Raw genomic sequence first — 17,719 nt, forward strand, 5'->3', positions numbered from 1 at the left:
CGCGGACCACCTCGTCCCACGTCCAGTCCTGCTCACGGGTACGGACACCGAGCTGCTGGTCACCGAGGCGATCGAGGAGCATCTCGGCAATCGTCTTGCGTTCCAACTCATTCTCTCCTGTCGCAGCGCCGGTAGGCGCGTTGCTTCTGACTGCGGGCTGTGTAGGCGGGTCAGCCATCCGTGGGCCGGCCGCGGACCGGACCTTCCGGTTCGATCCACCAGCCATGTTCCTTTCGCGAAAAGTAGCCTCGGGCTGTCGCGCAGATCACCGTTAGTCTCGCTGAGTGGTAACTCGTCCCGCCGGACCTTCCCGACATGAGAAATTGCCGTGAGAAACCCGTCACACCCCATGTCCCGAGCCTGGCACCTGGGCGTTCACGCGCAGACAGTGACAGGAACGACACTGTGACACGGACGAAAGGTCACTCATGACTGCCCCCGCAGATCCGCAACTGCACCTGGACCAGGTCATGTCTCGTCTGATCGGTCCCGGTGGACCGTTCGAGATCGTCGAGGAAGAGGTCCTCGGCACCCGGATGCCGGTCATGAAGAACCGCAGCAAGGCCGTGGGCGATCTGCTCGCCGACTCGGTCAAGTGGGGCGACCGCGATTACCTCGTCACCGAGGACCGCCGGGTCTCGTACACCCAGCACGCCGCCGACGCGTACGCGCTGGCCGCAGCCCTGAGCGAGCGCTACGGCGTCACCAAGGGCGACCGCGTCGGGATCCTCGCCGCCAACACCCCGGAGTGGGTGAGCACCTTCTGGGCAACGCAGGCGCTCGGCGCCATCACCGTCGGCCTCAACGGCTGGTGGGTGCCGCGCGAGATCGAGTACGGCCTGCAGCACAGCACCCCGAAGGTCGTGGTCGTCGACGCCAAGCGCGCGGATGCCCTCGCCGGGCTCGACACCTCCGGCGTCACCGTGCTGACCATGGAGGAGGACCTGCCGCGGCTCATCGCCGAGTTCGCCGGCGCGGCCCGCCCCGTCGTGGACATCGACGAGGACGATCCGTCGGTCATCCTCTACACGTCCGGCACCAGCGGACGCCCCAAGGGCGCGCTGCACTCGCACCGCAACCTGCTGGCGGTGGTCGACTACCACCGTTTCAGCGACTCGATCATGGCCGCGTTCACGGGCAAGCCCAGCGACCCGAACGCCCCCAGCGACCTGCGCTATCTGCTCACCTCGCCGCTGTTCCACATCGCGAGCCTGCACAACCTCGTGGTCCCGCGCCTCGCGACCGGCAGTGCCGTCGTCATGAACCAGGGCCCGTTCGACGTCGATCGGATCCTCGGTCTCATCGAGCGGGAGCGGGTGACGAACTGGGGCGCCGTCCCGACGATGGCTTCCCGACTCCTCGAGCACGGCAATCTGGACAAGTACGACCTGTCCTCGCTGACCTCGTTCTCGCTGGCCTCTGCGCCGTCGTCGATCGCGTTCAAGGACCGGCTCCGCGAGCAGGTTCCCTTCGCCCGCAACGCCCTCGTCGACAGCTACGGCCTCACCGAGTGCAGCACCGCGATCGCCGTCGCCAGCTCCGCCGAGCTCGAGGAGTACCCGGGCACGCTGGGCCGGCCGATCATCACGGTCAGCATGGAGATCCGCGACCCGTTCGGCGAGTGGCTGCCGGACGGCCTCGAGGGCGAGGTGTGCGTCCGCAGCCCGTTCGTGATGCTCGGCTACTGGAACGACCCCGACGCGACCGCGGCCTCGATCACCTCCGATCGCTGGCTGCGGACCGGCGACTACGGCGTCGTCGAGAACGGTCGCCTGCGGCTCACCGGGCGTCGCTCGGACCTGATCCTGCGGGGCGGCGAGAACGTGTACCCCACGGAGATCGAGCAGACCCTCGACGAGCACCCCGCCGTCCAGGAGTGCGCGGTGATCGGCACGCCGCATCCCGATCTGGGCCAGGAGGTCTCGGCCGTGGTCGTGGTCGCCGAGGGCCACACGGTCACCGAGGAGGAACTGCGCGAGTTCGCATCCGAGCGGCTGTCGTACTTCAAGGTGCCGACCAAGTGGCGCCTCACGACGGACCTGTTGCCGCGCAACGCGACCGGCAAGATGATCCGACGAGAGATCAGCGTGCAGTGACCCCCTACACGCTCGAGCGACTGGGCGCTGTCGAGGCGGTCCGCGATCTCGCTCACCGGTACACGCACCTCATCGACGAGGGACGGCTGGAGGAGGTCGCGGAGCTCTTCACGCGGGCGGTGTACGGACAATGCGACGGTGACGGGACCCCGGTGGGGTCGGTGCGTGACTCCGACCCCGCCGGCGTGCTGGCCGCGTGCCGGAGCTTCATCCAGATGCACGGCGCTCCCCCGAGGCCGCGCACCAAGCACGTCGTGACGAACCTGCGCGTGGAGGTGGCGGACGACTGCCGCACCGCGACGTCACTGTCGTACTTCACGGTGCTCCAGGCCACGGAAAGCCTTCCCCTGCAGCCGATCCTGTCGGGGCGCTACTTCGATGCGTTCGCCGAGATCGACGGGGAGTGGCAGTTCACGCAGCGACTCACCTGCATCGATCTGGTCGGCGATCTGACTTCGCACGCCCGACGCGACCTGTGAGATTCTCCAGCTTCCAGCTGATCTTGATGAGGAAGCCCTATGTTCAAAGCAGTTGCTCTGCTCGCCCGTAAGCCCGAGCTCACGCGCGAGCAGTTCATCGAGCACTACGAGACCGTCCACGCGCCGCTGATCCTGCGGTCGTTCCCCACGCTGAAGGCGTACCGACGCAACTTCGTCGACCTCACCGACATCATCCGGGCTCCGGGCGTGGCCGATCCGAGCTTCGACGTCATCACCGAGATGTGGTTCGAGGACCGCGCCGGCTACGACGCGATGCTCGCCGCGCACGCCGATCCCGCGATCGGCGGGCCGGTCGCCGAGGACGCGAACCTCTTCCTCGACATGTCGAGGACCCTTCAGTTCATCGTCGATGAACGCTAGCCGAGCGCGAGCTGCGCAGGAGTAGCCGCGAGAACAGGAGCACCATGCAGGTCGGTCTGAACATTCTCGGCGCCGAGAATCTCTACGGCGGGCAGATCCGCCCGGTGCTCCGGCTGGCGGCGGACGCGGACCGCGCGGGAGTCGACATGATCTCCACCGGTGATCACATCGGCTTCAACGCGGCCGCGCACGCGCAGCGCGTCGAGACCAACGGCTTTCCCTTCCCGCTGGAGCACGATTGGTACGAGCCGCTTTCGCTGCTCTCCTCCGTCGCCGCGGTCACCGATCGAGTGCTGCTCAATGTCTCGGTCCTGATCGCGACCGTCCGCCCACCGGTACTGCTCGCCAAGCAGATCGCCACGCTCGACGCCATCTCCGGCGGCCGTGCCGCGATCGGGATGGGCGTCGGCTGGCAGGAGGCCGAATACACCGCCACCAACATGCCGTTCGATGCCCGCTTCGGCCGCATGGAGGACACCGTCCGCGTGTGCCGTGAGCTGTGGACCAAGGCTCCGGCGAACTTCCAGGGCCGCGAGTTCTCGTTCGCGGACTTCCACTCGCTGCCGTTCCCGGTCCAGGAGCGGGTGCCGGTGATCTTCGGGTTCGGTCCCAGCAGGCGCAACTTCGACCGCATCGCCCGCGTCGCCGACGGGTGGACCGTCAATCCCGCAGACATGCAGACGTTCTCGCAGAGCGTCTCCCTGCTGCGCGACACGTTCGCCGAGCACGGCCGCGACCCCGACTCCGCCGTCGTCCAGGTCTCGGTCGCACCCGAACGCCGCGACGACGGAACCGTGGACCTCGACGCGACCGCGGACAAGACCCACGCCTGGCACGACGCGGGCGCCACCGTCGCGGTGTTCCGTCCCGCGACATTCTGCACAGCGGGAGAAGAAGTTCCGCAGCTGATCGACTGGGCGGTAGGACTGAAGTCCACGACCGACGACACCCGGGAGGGCCAGTGACTACGACGGACCAGGCTGTAGCCGAACTGCTCGACAAGCAGGCCATCTACGAGGTGGTCATGCGCTACTGCCGCGGCATCGACCGACTCGATTTCGACCTGGTCCGCGACGCCTACCACCCGGACGCGATCGACCACCACACCGGATTCGACGGCAGCGTCGAGGATTTCATCACCTGGGTGCAGCCGAAGCTGCGGGCTATCGGCGGCACGATGCACCACATCGGCAACCACCTCGTGGAACTGCACGGCGACTACGCGGTGAGCGAGGCGTACTCGACGGCGGCGCACTGGGGCGGTGGCGACGGGATCGGCATGGTCAACTTCACCAGCGGCTGCCGCTACGTGGACCTCATGGAACGCCGTGACGGCAGGTGGGCCATCGCCGAGCGTTGGGCGGTCCGCGAATGGACCCGCTCCGACGCCGGCCGCCTGACGCTGCCGGAGAGCGACGGCCCCCGCGGGCGTCGCGACGGTACCGATCCGCTCGACGCCCTGCGCAGCCGGCTGGGCTGAGCCTGTCACCCACCCGTGCTGTACTGGCGTCGTGTACAGCGAGCATGCATCACCGGCGGTTCCCGGGGCGGTCGTGTGGCGCACTGTGCGCACCGCCGACGGGTCCGTGCTGCCGGACGGCTGCATGGACCTGGTGTGGCGGGACGGCGACGTCGTGGTGGCGGGTCCCGACACGCACCCGTTCACGGTGACCGCGTCGGCGGTGCCCGGCGTCGGCCTGCGCTTTCCGCCCGGCATGCTCCCCCACCTGCTCGGCGTGCCGGCCGCGCATCTGCGCGACCGGCGGGTCCCGCTCGCCGACGTGATCGGCCGCGGCCGCTCGACGAGATTGCGCGGGCTCGATCCCGCCGAGGCGTCGGGCGCCTTCGAATCGTTCGGTCGGGCACGGCTGGCGGAGGTGGGGCCGCCGGATCCGGTGGTGACGACCACCGCACGACTGCTCGCGTCCGGCCGAACCGTCGCCGACGCCGCGGACACGGTCGGATTGTCCGCCCGCGCGCTGCACCGGCTCGGTACCCGTTCCTTCGGCTACGGGCCCAAGACGCTGGCCGGGATCCTGCGGCTGCAGCGGGCACGCGACCTCGCCGGGCTCGGGATCCCGTCCGCCGACGTCGCCGTGCGGTGCGGCTACGTGGACCAGGCGCACCTGATCCGGGAGTCGCGGCGGATCACCGGTCGTTCGTTCGGTGAGCTGACCGGCCGGGATCAGCCCGGCAGCGACGCGAACAGGTCGACGCCGTTGCCGTCGGGATCCTTGACCGTGGCGTAGCGCTGCCCCCACGGGGCGTCGAACGGTTCGACTCCGCCGTGCCCCGCCGCCGCGAGCCGCGCCCACACCTCGTCCACCTGGGCGGGGTCGTCGCACTCGAACGCGAGCGAGACGCGGGAGTCGCCCATGGGCGGCGTGTACGGTCCGCCGAACGACTCGACCACCTCGACGGTGTCCCACATCAGCCGGACACCTCCGGCGTTCGTCTCGACGTGCGGTTGGCTCTCGGCATCGGCCGGAATCTCGAGGCCGAGGAGCCGGTAGAAGCGCAGCGACGCCGTGAGGTCCGTCGTCACCAGGCCGATCGCGTTCAGCTGAGGTTTCATACCGATCAGGCTAGGCGCGCCTCACCCACCACGATTGGATCTTTCGGACAGCCCCGCCGATCGACGCCCGTCAGTCCGGCGTCCCACCTCGAACCGATGTCGCTGCCGTTCTCGGTGACGACCGTGACCGACCGGACAACCCGCGCCGCATACGGACACTTCCGGCGTTTCGCGCGAAAGAACCCTGATGCGAACGCCGTTGCTTGGCCGAGCCATGCGACGGTATGGGACGGGGCCTCTCGTGGTCCGAAACCGAGTTCAGCCAAACACCCACATTCGCGTGAGGATGCCCTGCAAGAGGGACTGCACCGCTCCCGCACCCACTCCGGTTGAGCGATCGCTGAATACCCAGATACCCGCGTTGAACGTGTACCCATGATCGCGACGTAGGGTGAACTCGAGTTCAGGGCCTGTGATCGGGTGGTTCTCCTGCCCACCTGACGATGATTCGTCTGGGTTGAACAAGCTTGAACCAACCCTGCTCCGCCATAGCTTCCGACTGGCACCCGTCAAGAACTTCCCGTCCTCGAATACCGTGAGCTCGAAACCGCCTTCGGACGTCGCGTTCGCCCCCACCCCGACTGCTCGGAGCTGAAACGTGAAGCGACCCGGATTGAGGACTGCGTGAGGAAATCTTTGCCCCGTGGTGTCCGATCTGAGGAAGACTCCAAATCCTGCATGCGCGTTCACAAACCCCGATGCTCCACCCGGTAGCGCGCCGGATCGGGCATCAAGTCCGAGGGTGCCGCTGGAACGATTTTGGAGAATGCTCTTCGGCGGATGACCGGCAGAATCGTGCCACGCCCATTGGAAATCGTATGGCGGTACAAATCCCACAGAGCCTGCGCGAACTGTTCCTAGATCTTCAGGCGAATACGGCATACCGGCCGCCACCGGTACGCCATGACCCATCGCGTCGATTACGTCGGGTTGCACGATCTGCTTGGTACGCAGCCCCGCAATTGCGTCGTCGGCGTGCAGATCTTCGCCAATCGCCTTGGCAATAGAACCACTGATCGATCTGGTCGCTTCAACTATCTCCGCCTCAGTGGAACGACGCTGCGCGACCGCCCCTGCAGAACGCTCCACCATTGCGGCGACCGATTGCTCTGCGATCTGCCGATCGGCGCTCGTCACACCATCACGAAACGAGAGTTGAAGCTCCGCTGAAGATGTCTTCGCCCTTGACCGTTCCGCTGTATCTGTCATGATCTCGTCCCCAATCACCCGGCTGGCGATATCTGGGTACCAGTCATCCGGTCCTGCGATTCCAAGCAGCCGGGACTCTCTGCCAGTATCCGTGATTGCATCGCAGTTGTCAGCGATCATGTGGCTACCAAACGACATGCGGCTCGGACCGACAGTCGACTGGGTTCACCCACAGTGGTGGCGCCGTTCAGGTGTGGGGAGGCAGGGGCGGGTGGCGCGACCGATGCAAAGTCCGCAGCCGACATAGGCTGCAACAGTAAAACTCTGGAATCGAAGAGCGTTCGCGGTGTCAGCTCTTCTGGCCCACTGCATCATCCAGTTGCGCATTCGGTACAGCAGCAGCGCGCCACTCCGCCGCCGACGGCTGCGGACTTCGTTCGAAGCCCGTCGGCGATTTATCCCTTCGTCAGGTGCCAAGATCCGCAGCGGCAGTGGCACGACTTGATGGCATCGTACGGGCGGGCGTCGCTGCGTGCTTTGATCTTTTGGCTCCATTCTCGGTCAGGCTCTGCCCCACGCATGAGTGCGGACTCAGCGGAATCGCGGTCGACTACGCGCCCACCTTCATCGGCCCGACACTGCAAGTCGGTACCGCCGGGATCCTGCCCGGCAGCACCGTCATCGAGACGAAAGGTGCCGTCGCGGCGATTCTCCAACTGCTCGGTACCGACACAGGAAGCCTGGGCAGCTGAGGCCCGCGAACGATTCCCGCACAACAAACAACCGGAACGAATCCGTCCGTTCTCACCACCGGCAGCCCTCTCATCGTGTTCTATACGTCCAAACATCGACAGAAGGAGCTCGGAACATGGTGGTGCAGGACCTGACGACACGGCAGTCCACGACGAACCGGTCGCGCGTGCGGACGGTACTCGGGTCCGTCGTGGTGGCAGCGGGAACGGCGGCGCTGATCGCTTTCGCCCCGGGCACTGCCGGCGCTACCCCGCTGCTGCCCGAGCCGACCCCGATCGGCTCGCTCGGGAGCGCCTTCATCGACCTGTCCGGCGGGATGCAAACGCTTCTCGGGCAGTTCGGCGGCGACACCGGGAGCCTGGGAAGCGTGCGCATCGGAGGCCAGCCCACCACCGGCAGCCTCGGCAGCTCCACCGGCAGCCTCGGCAGCACATCCACCGGCAGCCTGGGCAGCTCCGCGACCGGCAGCTTCGGCAGTTCCTTCGGCAGCGTGGTCGACTCCCCCTTCAACTGATCGGGGGGAGCCGTCGCGGGACGCCGCGCGGTCAGTCCACCTCCGGTGCCCACTGGACACCGTTGATGTGGCCACCGCCGTCGACGAACAGCGTGTTGCCGGTGACGTAGCGTGAGTCGTCACTCGCGAGGAAGGTGGCGACCGGCCCGATGTCGTCGAGGGGGTCGCCGATGCGGCCCATCGGGTTGGCCGACGCCATCGACGCCGCCATCTGCGGATTGGCCTCCGCGACCCGGCGGTACGCCTCGCTCTGTGCACCCGGACAGATCACGTTGCAGCACACCTGCTTCGGCGCCCATTCCCGGGCGGCGGTGCGGGTGAGGCTGCGCAGGCCCTCCTTGGCGGCGTTGTAGTGCACCGAGTACATGTGCGCGTTCACGCCGTTGAGGCTCGCCAGGTTGATGACTCGGCCGGTGCCGCGCTTCTCGAGCTCGGGCAGGGCGCGCTGCATCGCCCAGAACGCGGCCATCACGGCCATGTCGAACCCACCGCGCAACTGCTCGTCCGTCATGTTCTCGAACCGCGCGAAGCCCGTACTGCGCCAAGCATTGTTGACGAGGATGTCGAGTCGGCCGAACTGCGCGACGGCGCCGTCGACCATCGCGTGCACCTGATTCTTGTCGGTGATGTCGGTGCGCTGGAACTCGGCCTTGACGCCCCACTCCTCGCGGAGCCACTGCGCGGTCGATTCACCTGCGGCCTCGTCGATCTCGGCGACCAGCACGTTCGCGCCCTCGCGGGCGAACGCACCCGCGATGCCGCGGCCGATACCCATACCCGCGCCGGTGACGATCGCGGTCCTACCTTCGAGCTTTCCCATACCAGTTCTCCTCAAAGAAGCGCCCGCGACCGAACCGCATCCCGGCCGAATGTCACATACGTTCAGTCCAACTGAACGTATGTGACATTCGGCCAAGGAAGGGGAATCAACGCGGACGCGGGACCGATGCGTCGATGAACAGCCCCTGCACCGAGACGCACACGTCGCCGGCGGCGTTCTTGATGTCGCCGACCGTGTGGATCTTGCGGCCCTCCACCGACTCCTGCCTGCCGGTGATGGTCAACTCCTCGAACAGCGGCGTCGGACGGTGGTAGCGCACGTTGAGCTGCGCGGTCATGCCTGCCTGGCCACCCCACGCGTTCGCGACACCGAGCACGTGGTCGAGAAGCAGCGCCGAGACGCCGCCGTGCACGCACCCGGGTGGACCCTGGTACGGCAGGTTCAGCGTGACGACACCCTGGACCGAGCCGTCGTCGAGTCCCTCGAGCACGAGCGGCGGTGCGATCGCGTTCTCCGGACCGGTGATCGGGTCGTGCCGGGTGACGCCCTCACCGCTCCACATGTCGACCATCCGCTCGGCCACCTCGGGAGCGTGCTCCTCGAGATGATCGGCGATGCTGTTCAGTTCCTCCGCGACACGATCCAGATTCGCGTTGCCCCGATCGGTCCGCAGCATCGCGTCGATCACGCGACGGGCCGCGGCGGTCGCACGGTCCACCGGCGCATCCTGCGGCGCCGACGTCAGCACGGTGCCGTGCGGGTGGGTGTGGGTGGTGGGATGGTCCCCGGTCTTCACGAACGAACCTCCATGGTCGCGTGGGTCAGCACCGGCTGGCCCTCGCGCTCGGGACACGCGGCGAGCAGTGTCAGTGTGTCCCCGTCCTGCCAGACGGAGGTCTCGATCGTCTCACCCGGGTAGATCGAGCCGGCGAACCGGACCGAGAAGCTCTGCACCCGAGCCGGATCGCCACCGAGAACGCCGTCCACGACGGCCTTGCAGACGACGCCGTACGACGCGAGTCCGTGCAGGATGGGGCGGTCGAAGCCGGCCATCTGCGCGAACGCCGGGTCGGCGTGCAACGGGTTCATGTCGGCGCTGAGCCGGTACACGAGGGCCTGCTGCGTGCTGGTCGGCGAGACCAGCACCTTGTCGGCCTCGCGCTCGGGAACCGCGGTGGTGACCTCGGGTCCGGCATCGCCGCCGAATCCGCCCTCACCGCGGGCCCAGATCTGCATTCCCGTGGTCCACAACGGGTTTCCGTCGAGATCGGTGGCCGACTGCTCGAGCACGATGACCGCGGCCTTGCCCTTGTCCCACACGTCGGCGACGCGCGAGGAGATGCGCGCCGAGCCCGACGTGGGGATGGGAGCGTGCAGCGTCAGCGACTGGCCGCCGTGCAGGATCTTGCGCAGGTCGATGTCGATGCCGGGCATGTTCATCCCGGCCGGCTTCAGGGTGCCGGCCGAGACGCCCTGGCCCGCGACCATCGCGAACGTCGGCAGAACCCGCAGGCCCTTCTCGTACACCCAGCCGAGCTCGGCCGGATCGAGCGAGTTCACCCCGGCACCGAGGCCCAGGTGGTACAGCAGGACGTCACGCTCGGTCCAATTGGCCTCGCGCACCGTCGGTTCGGCCGACAGTGCGGCCTTGACGTCGATCGGCATAGTGTTACGACTCCTTCGAGATGGTCCCGGCCCGGTACAGCGTGACCACGCACGCACCACCGAGGCCGAGGTTGTGCTGCAGACCCACGCGGGCACCGTCGACCTGGCGGGCGTCGGCCTTGCCGCGCAGCTGCCAGGTCAGCTCGGCGCACTGCGCCAGGCCGGTCGCACCGAGCGGATGGCCCTTCGAGATGAGACCGCCGGACGGGTTGACGACCCACCGGCCGCCGTACGTGGTGGCACCGGACTCGACGAGCTTGCCGCCCTCGCCCGCACCGCACAGGCCGAGGCCCTCGTACGTGATGATCTCGTTGATCGCGAAGCAGTCGTGCAACTCGATGACGTCGACGTCCCCGATCGTGAGACCGGACTCGGCGAACACCTGCTCGGCCGCGGCCCGCGTCATCGGGGCACCGACGACGTCGATCATCGACTGGTCGGCGAACGCCTCGGCGGTGTCCGTGGTGAGGGCCTGCGCGACGATCTCGATCGCCTGGTCCTCGAGGCCGTGCTCGCGGACGAACCGCTCGCTGACGACGATCGCGGCGCCCGCGCCGTCCGAGGTGGGTGAGCACTGCGAACGGGTGAGCGGCGCGTGGATCATCTTGTCGTCCAACACCTGCTGCAGCGTGTACTCGTCACGGAACTGCGCGTAGGGGTTGTTCACCGAGTGCTTGTGGTTCTTGACCGCGACGGACGCGATCTGCTCGACCGTGGTGCCGTAGCGCTCCATGTGCTCGAGCGCGGCGTTGCCGAACAGCTGGGCCGTCATGGGGCCGCGACCCCACTCGTGCTTGGCCGTCATCACCTTCAGGTGGTCGTCGAGCGTGGAGACCTTGGGCATCTCACCGGTGCCGGTGAGCGCGGTCTTGGTCATCTTCTCGAAGCCCACCGCGAGTGCGACGTCGACGATGCCGCCCTGCACCCACTCGCGCGCCATCATCAGCGCCGACGAACCGGTGGCGCAGTTGTTGTTGACGTTGACGATCGGGATGCCGGTCAGACCCGTCTCGTAGAGCGCGCGCTGGCCGGCGGCCGACGGCTGGAAGACGTAGCCGACCGCGGCGCGCTGCACCTGGTCGTACGAGATCCCGGCGTCGGCGAGCGCGGTACCCACGGCCTCGGAGACCATGTCCGGGTACTCCCAGTCCCGAGACTCGATCTTCTCGAACTTGGTCATGCCGACGCCGACGACGAAGGTGCGATTCATGCTGTGCAACTCACTTTCCGGGCTCGGGGTCACGCGGGAGCCCGAGGATCCGCTCGCCGATGATGTTCAGCTGAACATTGGTGGTACCACCTGCGATCGACATGCACTGCGAATTGAGGAACATCTGCGTTGCCGAACGGCGATGCTGATCCCCGAGCAGCGAGCGCGGGCCGGCCCAGTCCATCGCGACCTCCCACACCTGCTGGATGTGTTCGACACCGAGGAGCTTGGCGATCGAGGACTCCGCGCCGGGCTGCGCGCCGGTGAGCGAGCGGAGCGTGGTCCGCAGACCCATCAGCCCACCCGACTGCGCGTCGCACAGCACCTTTCCGAGCACCGTCAGCTGCTCGTCGTCGAGCCCGCCGGGAAGTTCGGCCGCCAGGTCGAGCAGTGCCTCGCCACCCGAACCGAGGGACGAGTCGTGCGACAGCGAGACGCGTTCGTTGGCGAGGGTGGTGCGGGCCAGCTTCCAACCGTCTCCCGGCTCGCCGACCAGGCACTCGTCGGGCACGAACACGTCGTCGAGGAACACCTCGTTGAACAGCGCCTCGCCGGTGATCTCACGCAGTGGACGGATGTCGAGGCCGCTGTTCTTGATGTCGATCAGGAAGTACGACAGACCCTTGTGCTTGGCGACGTCACCGTCGGTGCGCGCCAGGCAGATTCCCCAGTCCGCTTCGCGGGCCATGGACGTCCACACCTTCTGGCCCTGCAACTTCCAACCACCGTCGACCTTGGTGGCCTTCGTGGACAGACCCGCCAGGTCGGAGCCGGCACCGGGCTCGGAGAACAGCTGGCACCACACGATGTCGCCGCGCAGCGACTGCGGCACGAAGCGCTCGATCTGCTCGGAGTTGCCGTGCGCGATCAGCGTGGGGATGACCCAGTTGCCGATGATCATGTCGTGCGGAACGAGCTCCGTGCTGCGCAGCTCTTCGGCAATGACCAACTGGGTCACGGCGTCGGCGCCCTTGCCCCACGGAGCGGGCAGGTGCGGCGAGGTGTAGCCGCGCTCGGCCAGGTACGCCTTCTGCTCGGCTCCCGCGAGCTCGAGGGCGGGATTCAGCTCGGCCCGGACGTCGGCGCGGATCTGCTCCGCCTCCGGCGGCAGGTCGATGCTCAGCACACGGCGGGCACCCTCGAGCGTGAGGTTCGCGACCCGGCGCTTCCAGGAAGCGGTGGAGCCCAGCAGGATCCGCAGCGACTGCGCGCGACGCATGTACAGGTGCGCGTCGTGCTCCCACGTGAACCCGATGCCGCCGAGGACCTGGATGCAGTCCTTGGTGACCTGGAACGCGGACTCGAGGGCGACCGATGCGGCCACCGCGACGGCCAGCGACGCCTCCGCCGACGGGACGTCCTCGCCCAGCGCGCGGGCGGCGTCCCACGCGGTGACGCGGGCCTGCTCGGTGAGGCTGAACATGCGGGCGGCCTTGTGCTTGACACCCTGGAACTGGCCGATGACGCGGCCGAACTGCTGCCGCACGCGGGCGTAGTCGGCTGCCGTCGTGGTGGCCCAGTCGGCGAGACCCGCGGCCTCGGCGGAGAACAGCGTCGCCGCGATGTCGAGCACGCGCTGCGAATCGAGTTCCAGCACATCGCCGTCGGCCAGCTCGAGACCGTCGACGACGACCTCGGCGTTGCGCCGCACGACGTCGTGGCTCGGCAGTTCGGTGACGTCGAGGCGACCGCGCTCGACCACCACGAACGCGAGCTCACCGGAAGCGTCCGCCGCCAGCAGGAACAGGTCGCCCACCTGGCCGCCGAGGATGTAGCTCGACGTGCCCGACAGCGTCGCCTTGCCAGCCTCGCGCACCAGCTTCAGCCCGCCGGGCTGCAGCGAAACGGCACCGAACAGGGTGCCGTCTGCCAGACCGGGCAGCTCGGCCGTGCGGCCGGCCTCGTTCAGCACCGTCGACACGACCGCGGTCGACAGGAACGGACCGGGCACCATCGAGCGTCCGAGTTCCTCGGTGACGATGGCGAGTTCGACCAGACCGTAGCCGGCGCCGCCGACCTCCTCCGGCAGGTGCAGGCCCAGCATGCCCAGCTCGGCCAGCGAGCCCCAGTACGCGGGACGCGTCTCTGCCTTGGCCTCGACGGCCTCCCGGATCACCGTCGGCGTCGCGTGGCGCGCGGCCCAGCCACGCACGGAATCGCGGAGTTCGCGGTCTTCGTCACTCAATCCAATGGTCATCGAATATTCCTCGGAAGTAGAAGCAGCTCTAGGGAAACGGGTCAGATGCGCTCGATGACGGTGGCGGTCGACAGCGCACCGCCCGCGCACATCGTGATCAGGGCCGTCGAACGGTCCGAGCGCTCGAGCTCGTGCAGCGCCGTGGTGATCAGGCGCGAGCCTGTGGACCCGACGGGGTGGCCGAGCGCGATCGCGCCGCCGTTGACGTTGACCTTGCTCATGTCGGCCTCGAGGACCTGCGCCCACGACAGCACGACGGCCGCGAAGGCCTCGTTGATCTCGACGATGTCGATGTCGCCCAACGACATTCCGGCCTTGGCCAGCACGTGGCGGGTGGCGTCGATCGGTCCGTCGAGGTGGTAGTACGGGTCGGAGCCGACCATGCCGGACGAGACGATCCGCGCACGCGGACGCAGCCCCAGCGCGGCGGCCTTCTCCTCGCTCATCAGCATCACGGCGGCGGCACCGTCGCTGATCTGCGACGACGAACCGGCGGTGTGGATGCCACCGTCCATGACCGGCTCGAGTGCGGCGAGGCCCTCGGCGTTGGTCTCCCGCAGGCCGCCGTCGCGGGAGACGGTCGCGATCTCGCCGGTGGGCTCGCCCTCCTTGGTCACGACCGGAGCCTCGACGGGCACGATCTCGCGATCGAACCGGCCCTCGGCCCACGCCTGCGCGGCGCGGCGCTGCGACTCGAGGCCGAAGGCGTCGGTGTCGCCACGCTTCAGGCCGCGGTTGGCGGCGATGCGCTCGGCGGAGGTGAACTGGTCGCCGAGGTCGACGGTCCAGTCGTCCGGGTACGGAATGCCGGTGCCGGGCGCGAGCGCCTGGCCGAGGAAGACGCGGCTCATGGACTCGACACCGCACGCGATGCCGGCGTCGATCTGACCGGATGCGATGAGGCCCGCCACCATGTGCACGGCCTGCTGCGACGACCCGCACGCGCAGTCGATCGTGGTGGCTGCGGTGGTGTACGGCAGTCCCGCGTGCAGCCAGGCGTTGCGGGCGACGTTGTTGGACTGCTCGCCGGCCTGCGTCACGACGCCACCGACGATCTGGCCGATCTCCTCGGGCGCGACCCCGGTCCTGTCCAGCACCGCGCGCTGCGCGGCGCCGAGCAGCGTCGTGGGATGCAGGCCGGCCAGCGCGCCACGGCGGCGGCCGATCGGAGTACGGGCGGCCTCGACGATGACGACGTTGGTCATGGACAACTCCTCGACAGATCTGTGCAGTAAGGACGGGTCACCGAACCCTCCATCGGGAACTGCAACTCGTTCATTTTTGGAATGTATTCTACTTTCGTTCCGAGGGCAATGGATCCGACGAATCGGATCGAGCGGACGCCGAGGTTCGCGGCCGGCGCCGCATACAGTGCAAAGAGTGAACTATTGAGAATCGCCGAACGAGTCGTCGGCGAGGGTGCCCGCGGCACGCGTCATCGACACGGCGATCGACCGGGACCGATCGAACTAGAATTCATTTCAGTTCTTGCCTGCCGCCCAGGTGGCGGGCGGCCGGTCAGCCGCCCGCAGGCACCTGCGCGTTGGACAGGTCGGCCAGCAACAGGCGGCACGCGATTCGCAGGTCGGCTTCGGCGTCCGGGACGGAGACCCGCCCGTTGAGGCACGACTGGATGATGCCGAACCACGCCGACACCAGCACGCGGACGAGGACCGAATCGCTCTCCGTCACCTGCTCGAGCCCGGCGGCGTCGAACAGCACGTCGCGGAACAGCCGGTCCACCCGAGCGACGTCGGGAATCGCCGTCACCTTGGCGGTACTCGTCGACTGGATCATCGCGTTCGCGAGCAACGGCCGGCGCAGTAGCGCGCGGGTGGCCCGCAGAAGGGTCTCGAAGATCTCGTCCTGCGGGGTGGCGGCCGGATGCGCCCGGCGCGCGAAGCCCTCGCTCATCTGGTCGATCTGGTCGACCATCACCGCGACGAACAGGTGCGTCTTCGACGGGAAGTAGCGGTACAGGGTGCCGATGGCGACGCCGGCGAGCTTGGCGACCTCGTGCATCTGGACGCGCTCGAGATCCTTCTCGGTGCCCAGCTGCGCCGCCGCGTCGAGCATGCGCGCGAACCGTGCCCGCTGCTCGGCCGAACTCGGTTCGGCTGCGTCCCGCGCCTCGGCGACTCTCGGCACAGTCGACCCCCTACTTGCTCGTCCGTGCATCGCAGGGTGCGACACACACTGGAATGCTCCCACCCGGCATCGGAACAGTCGATGCTTCCGCTGAGTGGGAGTCACGCTGTCCCCCGGTGGGCACCTGCGATTGCGTTCAACATCGAACCCGAAATCGATGGAGGATACAACCATGCAGGATTGGACAACCGAGTGCGACGTGGTCGTGATCGGCTCCGGTGGCGGCGCCCTGACCGGCGCGTACACCGCTGCATCGCAGGGGCTGAGCACGATCGTTCTGGAGAAGACCGACCTCTTCGGCGGCACCTCCTCGTACTCCGGAGCCTCCATCTGGCTGCCCGGAACGCAGGTCCAGGAGCGCGCCGGCCTGCAGGACTCGACCGAGAACGCCCGCACCTACCTGCGGAACCTGCTCGGCGACACCGAGAGCGTGCGGCAGGACGCGTACGTCGACACCGCACCCGTCGTCGTGGCACTGCTCGAGAAGGACCCGAACATCGAGTTCGAGTACCGCGCCTTCCCGGACTACTACAAGGCCGAGGGTCGGATGGACTCCGGCCGCTCGATCAACCCGCTCGACCTGGACCCCGCCGACATCGGTGACCTCGCCGGCAAGATCCGCCCCGAGCTGGACCAGGACCGTACCGGCCAGGGTCACGCGCCCGGCAAGCTCATCGGCGGTCGCGCGCTGATCGGTCGCCTGCTCGCCGCCGTGCAGGGCACCGGCAACGCCGAGCTGCGCACCGGCACCGCCCTCACCGAACTGGTGGTCGAGGACGGCCGCGTCGTCGGCGTCGTCGCCGAGGCGAACGGCGAGCAGATCCGCATCAAGGCCAACCGCGGCGTGCTGCTGGCGGCCGGTGGCATCGAGGGCAACGCCGAGATGCGCGAGCAGGCCGGTACCCCCGGCAAGGCGGACTGGAGCATGGGCCCGTTCGGCGCCAACACCGGCACCGCGATCGCCGCGGGTGTCGCGGTCGGCGGCGCCACCGCGCTGCTGGATCAGGCGTGGTTCTGCCCCGGCGTCGCGCAGCCCGACCGCTCGGCGGCATTCATGGTCGGCGTGCGCGGCGGCCTCCTCGTCGACGCACAGGGCCGGCGCTACCTGAACGAGTCGCTGCCCTACGACCAGTTCGGTCGCGGGATGGACGCGCACGACAAGGCGACCACCGCGGCGAGCCGCGAAGATGGCGGGGCCGGCAGTTGCGCCATCCCGTCGTACCTGATCTTCGACTCCCGCGAGGGCGGCGGGCTGCCCGCGATCTGCATCCCGAACACCGCGCCCGCGAAGCACCTCGAGGCCGGCACCTGGGCGTCGTCGGACACGCTCGAGGGCCTGGCCGAGAAGACCGGCATCCCCGCGGACGCCCTGCGCGCCACCGTCGAGCAGTTCAACGACTACGCCAAGCACGGCGTCGACGAGCAGTTCCACCGCGGCGAGGACCCCTACGATGCGTTCTTCTGCCCGCCCAACGGTGGCCCCAACAACGCTCTGACGGCGATCGAGAGCGGCCCGTTCTACGCGGCGAAGATCGTGCTGAGCGACCTCGGCACCAAGGGCGGTCTGGTCACCGATGCCGACGCCCGCGTCCTCACCGCCGACGGCACCCCCGTCGAGGGCCTGTACGCGGCCGGCAACACCGGCGCCTCGGTCAGTGGCGCGTTCTACCCGGGTCCGGGCGTGCCGCTCGGTACCGCGATGGTGTTCTCGTACCGTGCCGTCCAGAACATGCTGGGCAACTGAACAATTCGGCCCTGAGGTGACCTGGTC

Annotated in this window: 18 protein-coding genes and 1 pseudogene; 9 read left to right on the forward strand and 10 right to left on the reverse strand. The window is 68.1% G+C overall.

The genetic code is table 11. The features are described 5' to 3' along the window. Positions 1 to 178: pseudogene (locus DEU38_RS29335) on the reverse strand (acyl-CoA synthetase); the annotation flags it as partial. A 250-nt stretch (positions 179 to 428) separates the two neighbouring features. Here DEU38_RS29335 and DEU38_RS19970 point away from each other — a divergent pair. Genes DEU38_RS19970 through DEU38_RS19995 form a run of 6 tightly spaced genes read left to right on the forward strand, consistent with a single transcriptional unit; the run spans position 429 to position 5,205 of the window. Further along, positions 429 to 2,096 carry a class I adenylate-forming enzyme family protein gene (locus DEU38_RS19970; RefSeq protein ID WP_114723149.1) on the forward strand — a complete coding sequence of 556 codons (1,668 nt, stop codon included), beginning with the start codon at positions 429 to 431 and terminating at the stop codon, positions 2,094 to 2,096. Further along, entirely contained in the window at positions 2,093 to 2,575 is a 483-nt protein-coding gene (locus tag DEU38_RS19975) for a nuclear transport factor 2 family protein (RefSeq protein ID WP_114723150.1), read from the forward strand. Before DEU38_RS19970 ends, DEU38_RS19975 begins: the two co-directional genes overlap by 4 nt. Before the next feature lie 39 nt (positions 2,576 to 2,614). Then, a complete protein-coding gene (locus DEU38_RS19980; RefSeq protein WP_114723151.1) occupies positions 2,615 to 2,956 on the forward strand; it encodes an EthD domain-containing protein in 342 nt (113 codons plus the stop codon). A 44-nt stretch (positions 2,957 to 3,000) separates the two neighbouring features. Beyond that, positions 3,001 to 3,921 carry a TIGR03619 family F420-dependent LLM class oxidoreductase gene (locus DEU38_RS19985; protein WP_114723152.1) on the forward strand — a complete coding sequence of 307 codons (921 nt, stop codon included), beginning with the start codon at positions 3,001 to 3,003 and terminating at the stop codon, positions 3,919 to 3,921. After that, complete coding sequence (locus DEU38_RS19990; protein WP_258558035.1) at positions 3,918 to 4,436, forward strand: nuclear transport factor 2 family protein; 519 nt, start codon at positions 3,918 to 3,920, stop codon at positions 4,434 to 4,436. The genes DEU38_RS19985 and DEU38_RS19990 overlap by 4 nt, the downstream gene beginning before the upstream one ends. Before the next feature lie 31 nt (positions 4,437 to 4,467). Next, the gene (locus tag DEU38_RS19995; protein WP_114723153.1) at positions 4,468 to 5,205 is read left to right on the forward strand and encodes an AraC family transcriptional regulator; all 738 of its coding nucleotides are present in this window, start codon (positions 4,468 to 4,470) and stop codon (positions 5,203 to 5,205) included. On the opposite strand, the gene DEU38_RS20000 is transcribed toward DEU38_RS19995, so the two are convergent. Then, positions 5,142 to 5,531: a VOC family protein gene (locus tag DEU38_RS20000; RefSeq protein WP_114723154.1), complete on the reverse strand. Its 390-nt coding sequence runs from the start codon at positions 5,529 to 5,531 to the stop codon at positions 5,142 to 5,144. The two genes, DEU38_RS19995 and DEU38_RS20000, sit on opposite strands and share 64 nt — an antisense overlap. A 258-nt stretch (positions 5,532 to 5,789) precedes the next feature. Next, on the reverse strand, positions 5,790 to 6,860 hold the full coding sequence (locus DEU38_RS28130; protein WP_147283550.1) for a hypothetical protein: 1,071 nt from the start codon (positions 6,858 to 6,860) through the stop codon (positions 5,790 to 5,792). A gap of 311 nt (positions 6,861 to 7,171) precedes the next feature. Here DEU38_RS28130 and DEU38_RS20005 point away from each other — a divergent pair, with 311 nt between their 5' ends. Together DEU38_RS20005 and DEU38_RS20010 are read left to right on the forward strand one after the other, a co-directional pair. After that, complete coding sequence (locus DEU38_RS20005; RefSeq protein ID WP_147283551.1) at positions 7,172 to 7,432, forward strand: hypothetical protein; 261 nt, start codon at positions 7,172 to 7,174, stop codon at positions 7,430 to 7,432. Positions 7,433 to 7,548: 116 nt separating this feature from the next. Then, a complete protein-coding gene (locus DEU38_RS20010; protein ID WP_114723156.1) occupies positions 7,549 to 7,947 on the forward strand; it encodes a hypothetical protein in 399 nt (132 codons plus the stop codon). Positions 7,948 to 7,978: 31 nt separating this feature from the next. Here DEU38_RS20010 and DEU38_RS20015 read toward each other — a convergent pair whose 3' ends face one another. The 7 genes from DEU38_RS20015 to DEU38_RS20045 all read right to left on the reverse strand — a co-directional run bounded on the left by DEU38_RS20015 (position 7,979) and on the right by DEU38_RS20045 (position 15,948). Continuing rightward, positions 7,979 to 8,767: an SDR family NAD(P)-dependent oxidoreductase gene (locus tag DEU38_RS20015; RefSeq protein WP_114723157.1), complete on the reverse strand. Its 789-nt coding sequence runs from the start codon at positions 8,765 to 8,767 to the stop codon at positions 7,979 to 7,981. A 106-nt stretch (positions 8,768 to 8,873) separates the two neighbouring features. Then, complete coding sequence (locus DEU38_RS20020) at positions 8,874 to 9,524, reverse strand: PaaI family thioesterase (protein WP_114723158.1); 651 nt, start codon at positions 9,522 to 9,524, stop codon at positions 8,874 to 8,876. Next, on the reverse strand, positions 9,521 to 10,393 hold the full coding sequence (locus DEU38_RS20025) for a MaoC/PaaZ C-terminal domain-containing protein (RefSeq protein WP_114723159.1): 873 nt from the start codon (positions 10,391 to 10,393) through the stop codon (positions 9,521 to 9,523). The genes DEU38_RS20020 and DEU38_RS20025 overlap by 4 nt, the downstream gene beginning before the upstream one ends. Positions 10,394 to 10,397: 4 nt before the next feature. Next, on the reverse strand, positions 10,398 to 11,603 hold the full coding sequence (locus tag DEU38_RS20030) for a lipid-transfer protein (RefSeq protein WP_114723248.1): 1,206 nt from the start codon (positions 11,601 to 11,603) through the stop codon (positions 10,398 to 10,400). 10 nt (positions 11,604 to 11,613) lie between these two features. Further along, positions 11,614 to 13,800, reverse strand: a complete 2,187-nt coding sequence (locus DEU38_RS20035; protein WP_114723160.1) for an acyl-CoA dehydrogenase — start codon at positions 13,798 to 13,800, stop codon at positions 11,614 to 11,616. A 41-nt stretch (positions 13,801 to 13,841) separates the two neighbouring features. Continuing rightward, positions 13,842 to 15,005, reverse strand: coding sequence for a steroid 3-ketoacyl-CoA thiolase (locus DEU38_RS20040; RefSeq protein WP_114723161.1), 1,164 nt, complete (start codon positions 15,003 to 15,005; stop codon positions 13,842 to 13,844). A 313-nt stretch (positions 15,006 to 15,318) separates the two neighbouring features. Then, complete coding sequence (locus tag DEU38_RS20045; protein ID WP_181818868.1) at positions 15,319 to 15,948, reverse strand: TetR family transcriptional regulator; 630 nt, start codon at positions 15,946 to 15,948, stop codon at positions 15,319 to 15,321. Positions 15,949 to 16,120: 172 nt separating this feature from the next. Between DEU38_RS20045 and DEU38_RS20050 the strand changes: the two genes are divergently transcribed. Further along, positions 16,121 to 17,692 carry an FAD-dependent oxidoreductase gene (locus tag DEU38_RS20050; RefSeq protein ID WP_114723162.1) on the forward strand — a complete coding sequence of 524 codons (1,572 nt, stop codon included), beginning with the start codon at positions 16,121 to 16,123 and terminating at the stop codon, positions 17,690 to 17,692. Positions 17,693 to 17,719 lie beyond the last annotated feature (27 nt).

It is taken from the genome of Rhodococcus sp. AG1013 (assembly GCF_003350365.1).
Lineage (GTDB): Bacteria > Actinomycetota > Actinomycetes > Mycobacteriales > Mycobacteriaceae > Prescottella.

Bases quoted from the DNA above. Each gene is read 5' to 3' on its own strand.
- DEU38_RS20010 (WP_114723156.1), top strand. From the start codon at position 7,549: ATGGTGGTGCAGGACCTGACGACACGGCAGTCCACGACGAACCGGTCG.
- DEU38_RS19980 (WP_114723151.1), top strand. From the start codon at position 2,615: ATGTTCAAAGCAGTTGCTCTGCTCGCCCGTAAGCCCGAGCTCACGCGC.
- DEU38_RS20025 (WP_114723159.1), bottom strand. From the start codon at position 10,393: ATGCCGATCGACGTCAAGGCCGCACTGTCGGCCGAACCGACGGTGCGC.
- DEU38_RS20000 (WP_114723154.1), bottom strand. From the start codon at position 5,531: ATGAAACCTCAGCTGAACGCGATCGGCCTGGTGACGACGGACCTCACG.
- DEU38_RS20040 (WP_114723161.1), bottom strand. From the start codon at position 15,005: ATGACCAACGTCGTCATCGTCGAGGCCGCCCGTACTCCGATCGGCCGC.
- DEU38_RS20050 (WP_114723162.1), top strand. From the start codon at position 16,121: ATGCAGGATTGGACAACCGAGTGCGACGTGGTCGTGATCGGCTCCGGT.
- DEU38_RS19985 (WP_114723152.1), top strand. From the start codon at position 3,001: ATGCAGGTCGGTCTGAACATTCTCGGCGCCGAGAATCTCTACGGCGGG.
- DEU38_RS20035 (WP_114723160.1), bottom strand. From the start codon at position 13,800: ATGACCATTGGATTGAGTGACGAAGACCGCGAACTCCGCGATTCCGTG.
- DEU38_RS20015 (WP_114723157.1), bottom strand. From the start codon at position 8,767: ATGGGAAAGCTCGAAGGTAGGACCGCGATCGTCACCGGCGCGGGTATG.
- DEU38_RS20030 (WP_114723248.1), bottom strand. From the start codon at position 11,603: ATGAATCGCACCTTCGTCGTCGGCGTCGGCATGACCAAGTTCGAGAAG.
- DEU38_RS28130 (WP_147283550.1), bottom strand. From the start codon at position 6,860: ATGATCGCTGACAACTGCGATGCAATCACGGATACTGGCAGAGAGTCC.
- DEU38_RS19970 (WP_114723149.1), top strand. From the start codon at position 429: ATGACTGCCCCCGCAGATCCGCAACTGCACCTGGACCAGGTCATGTCT.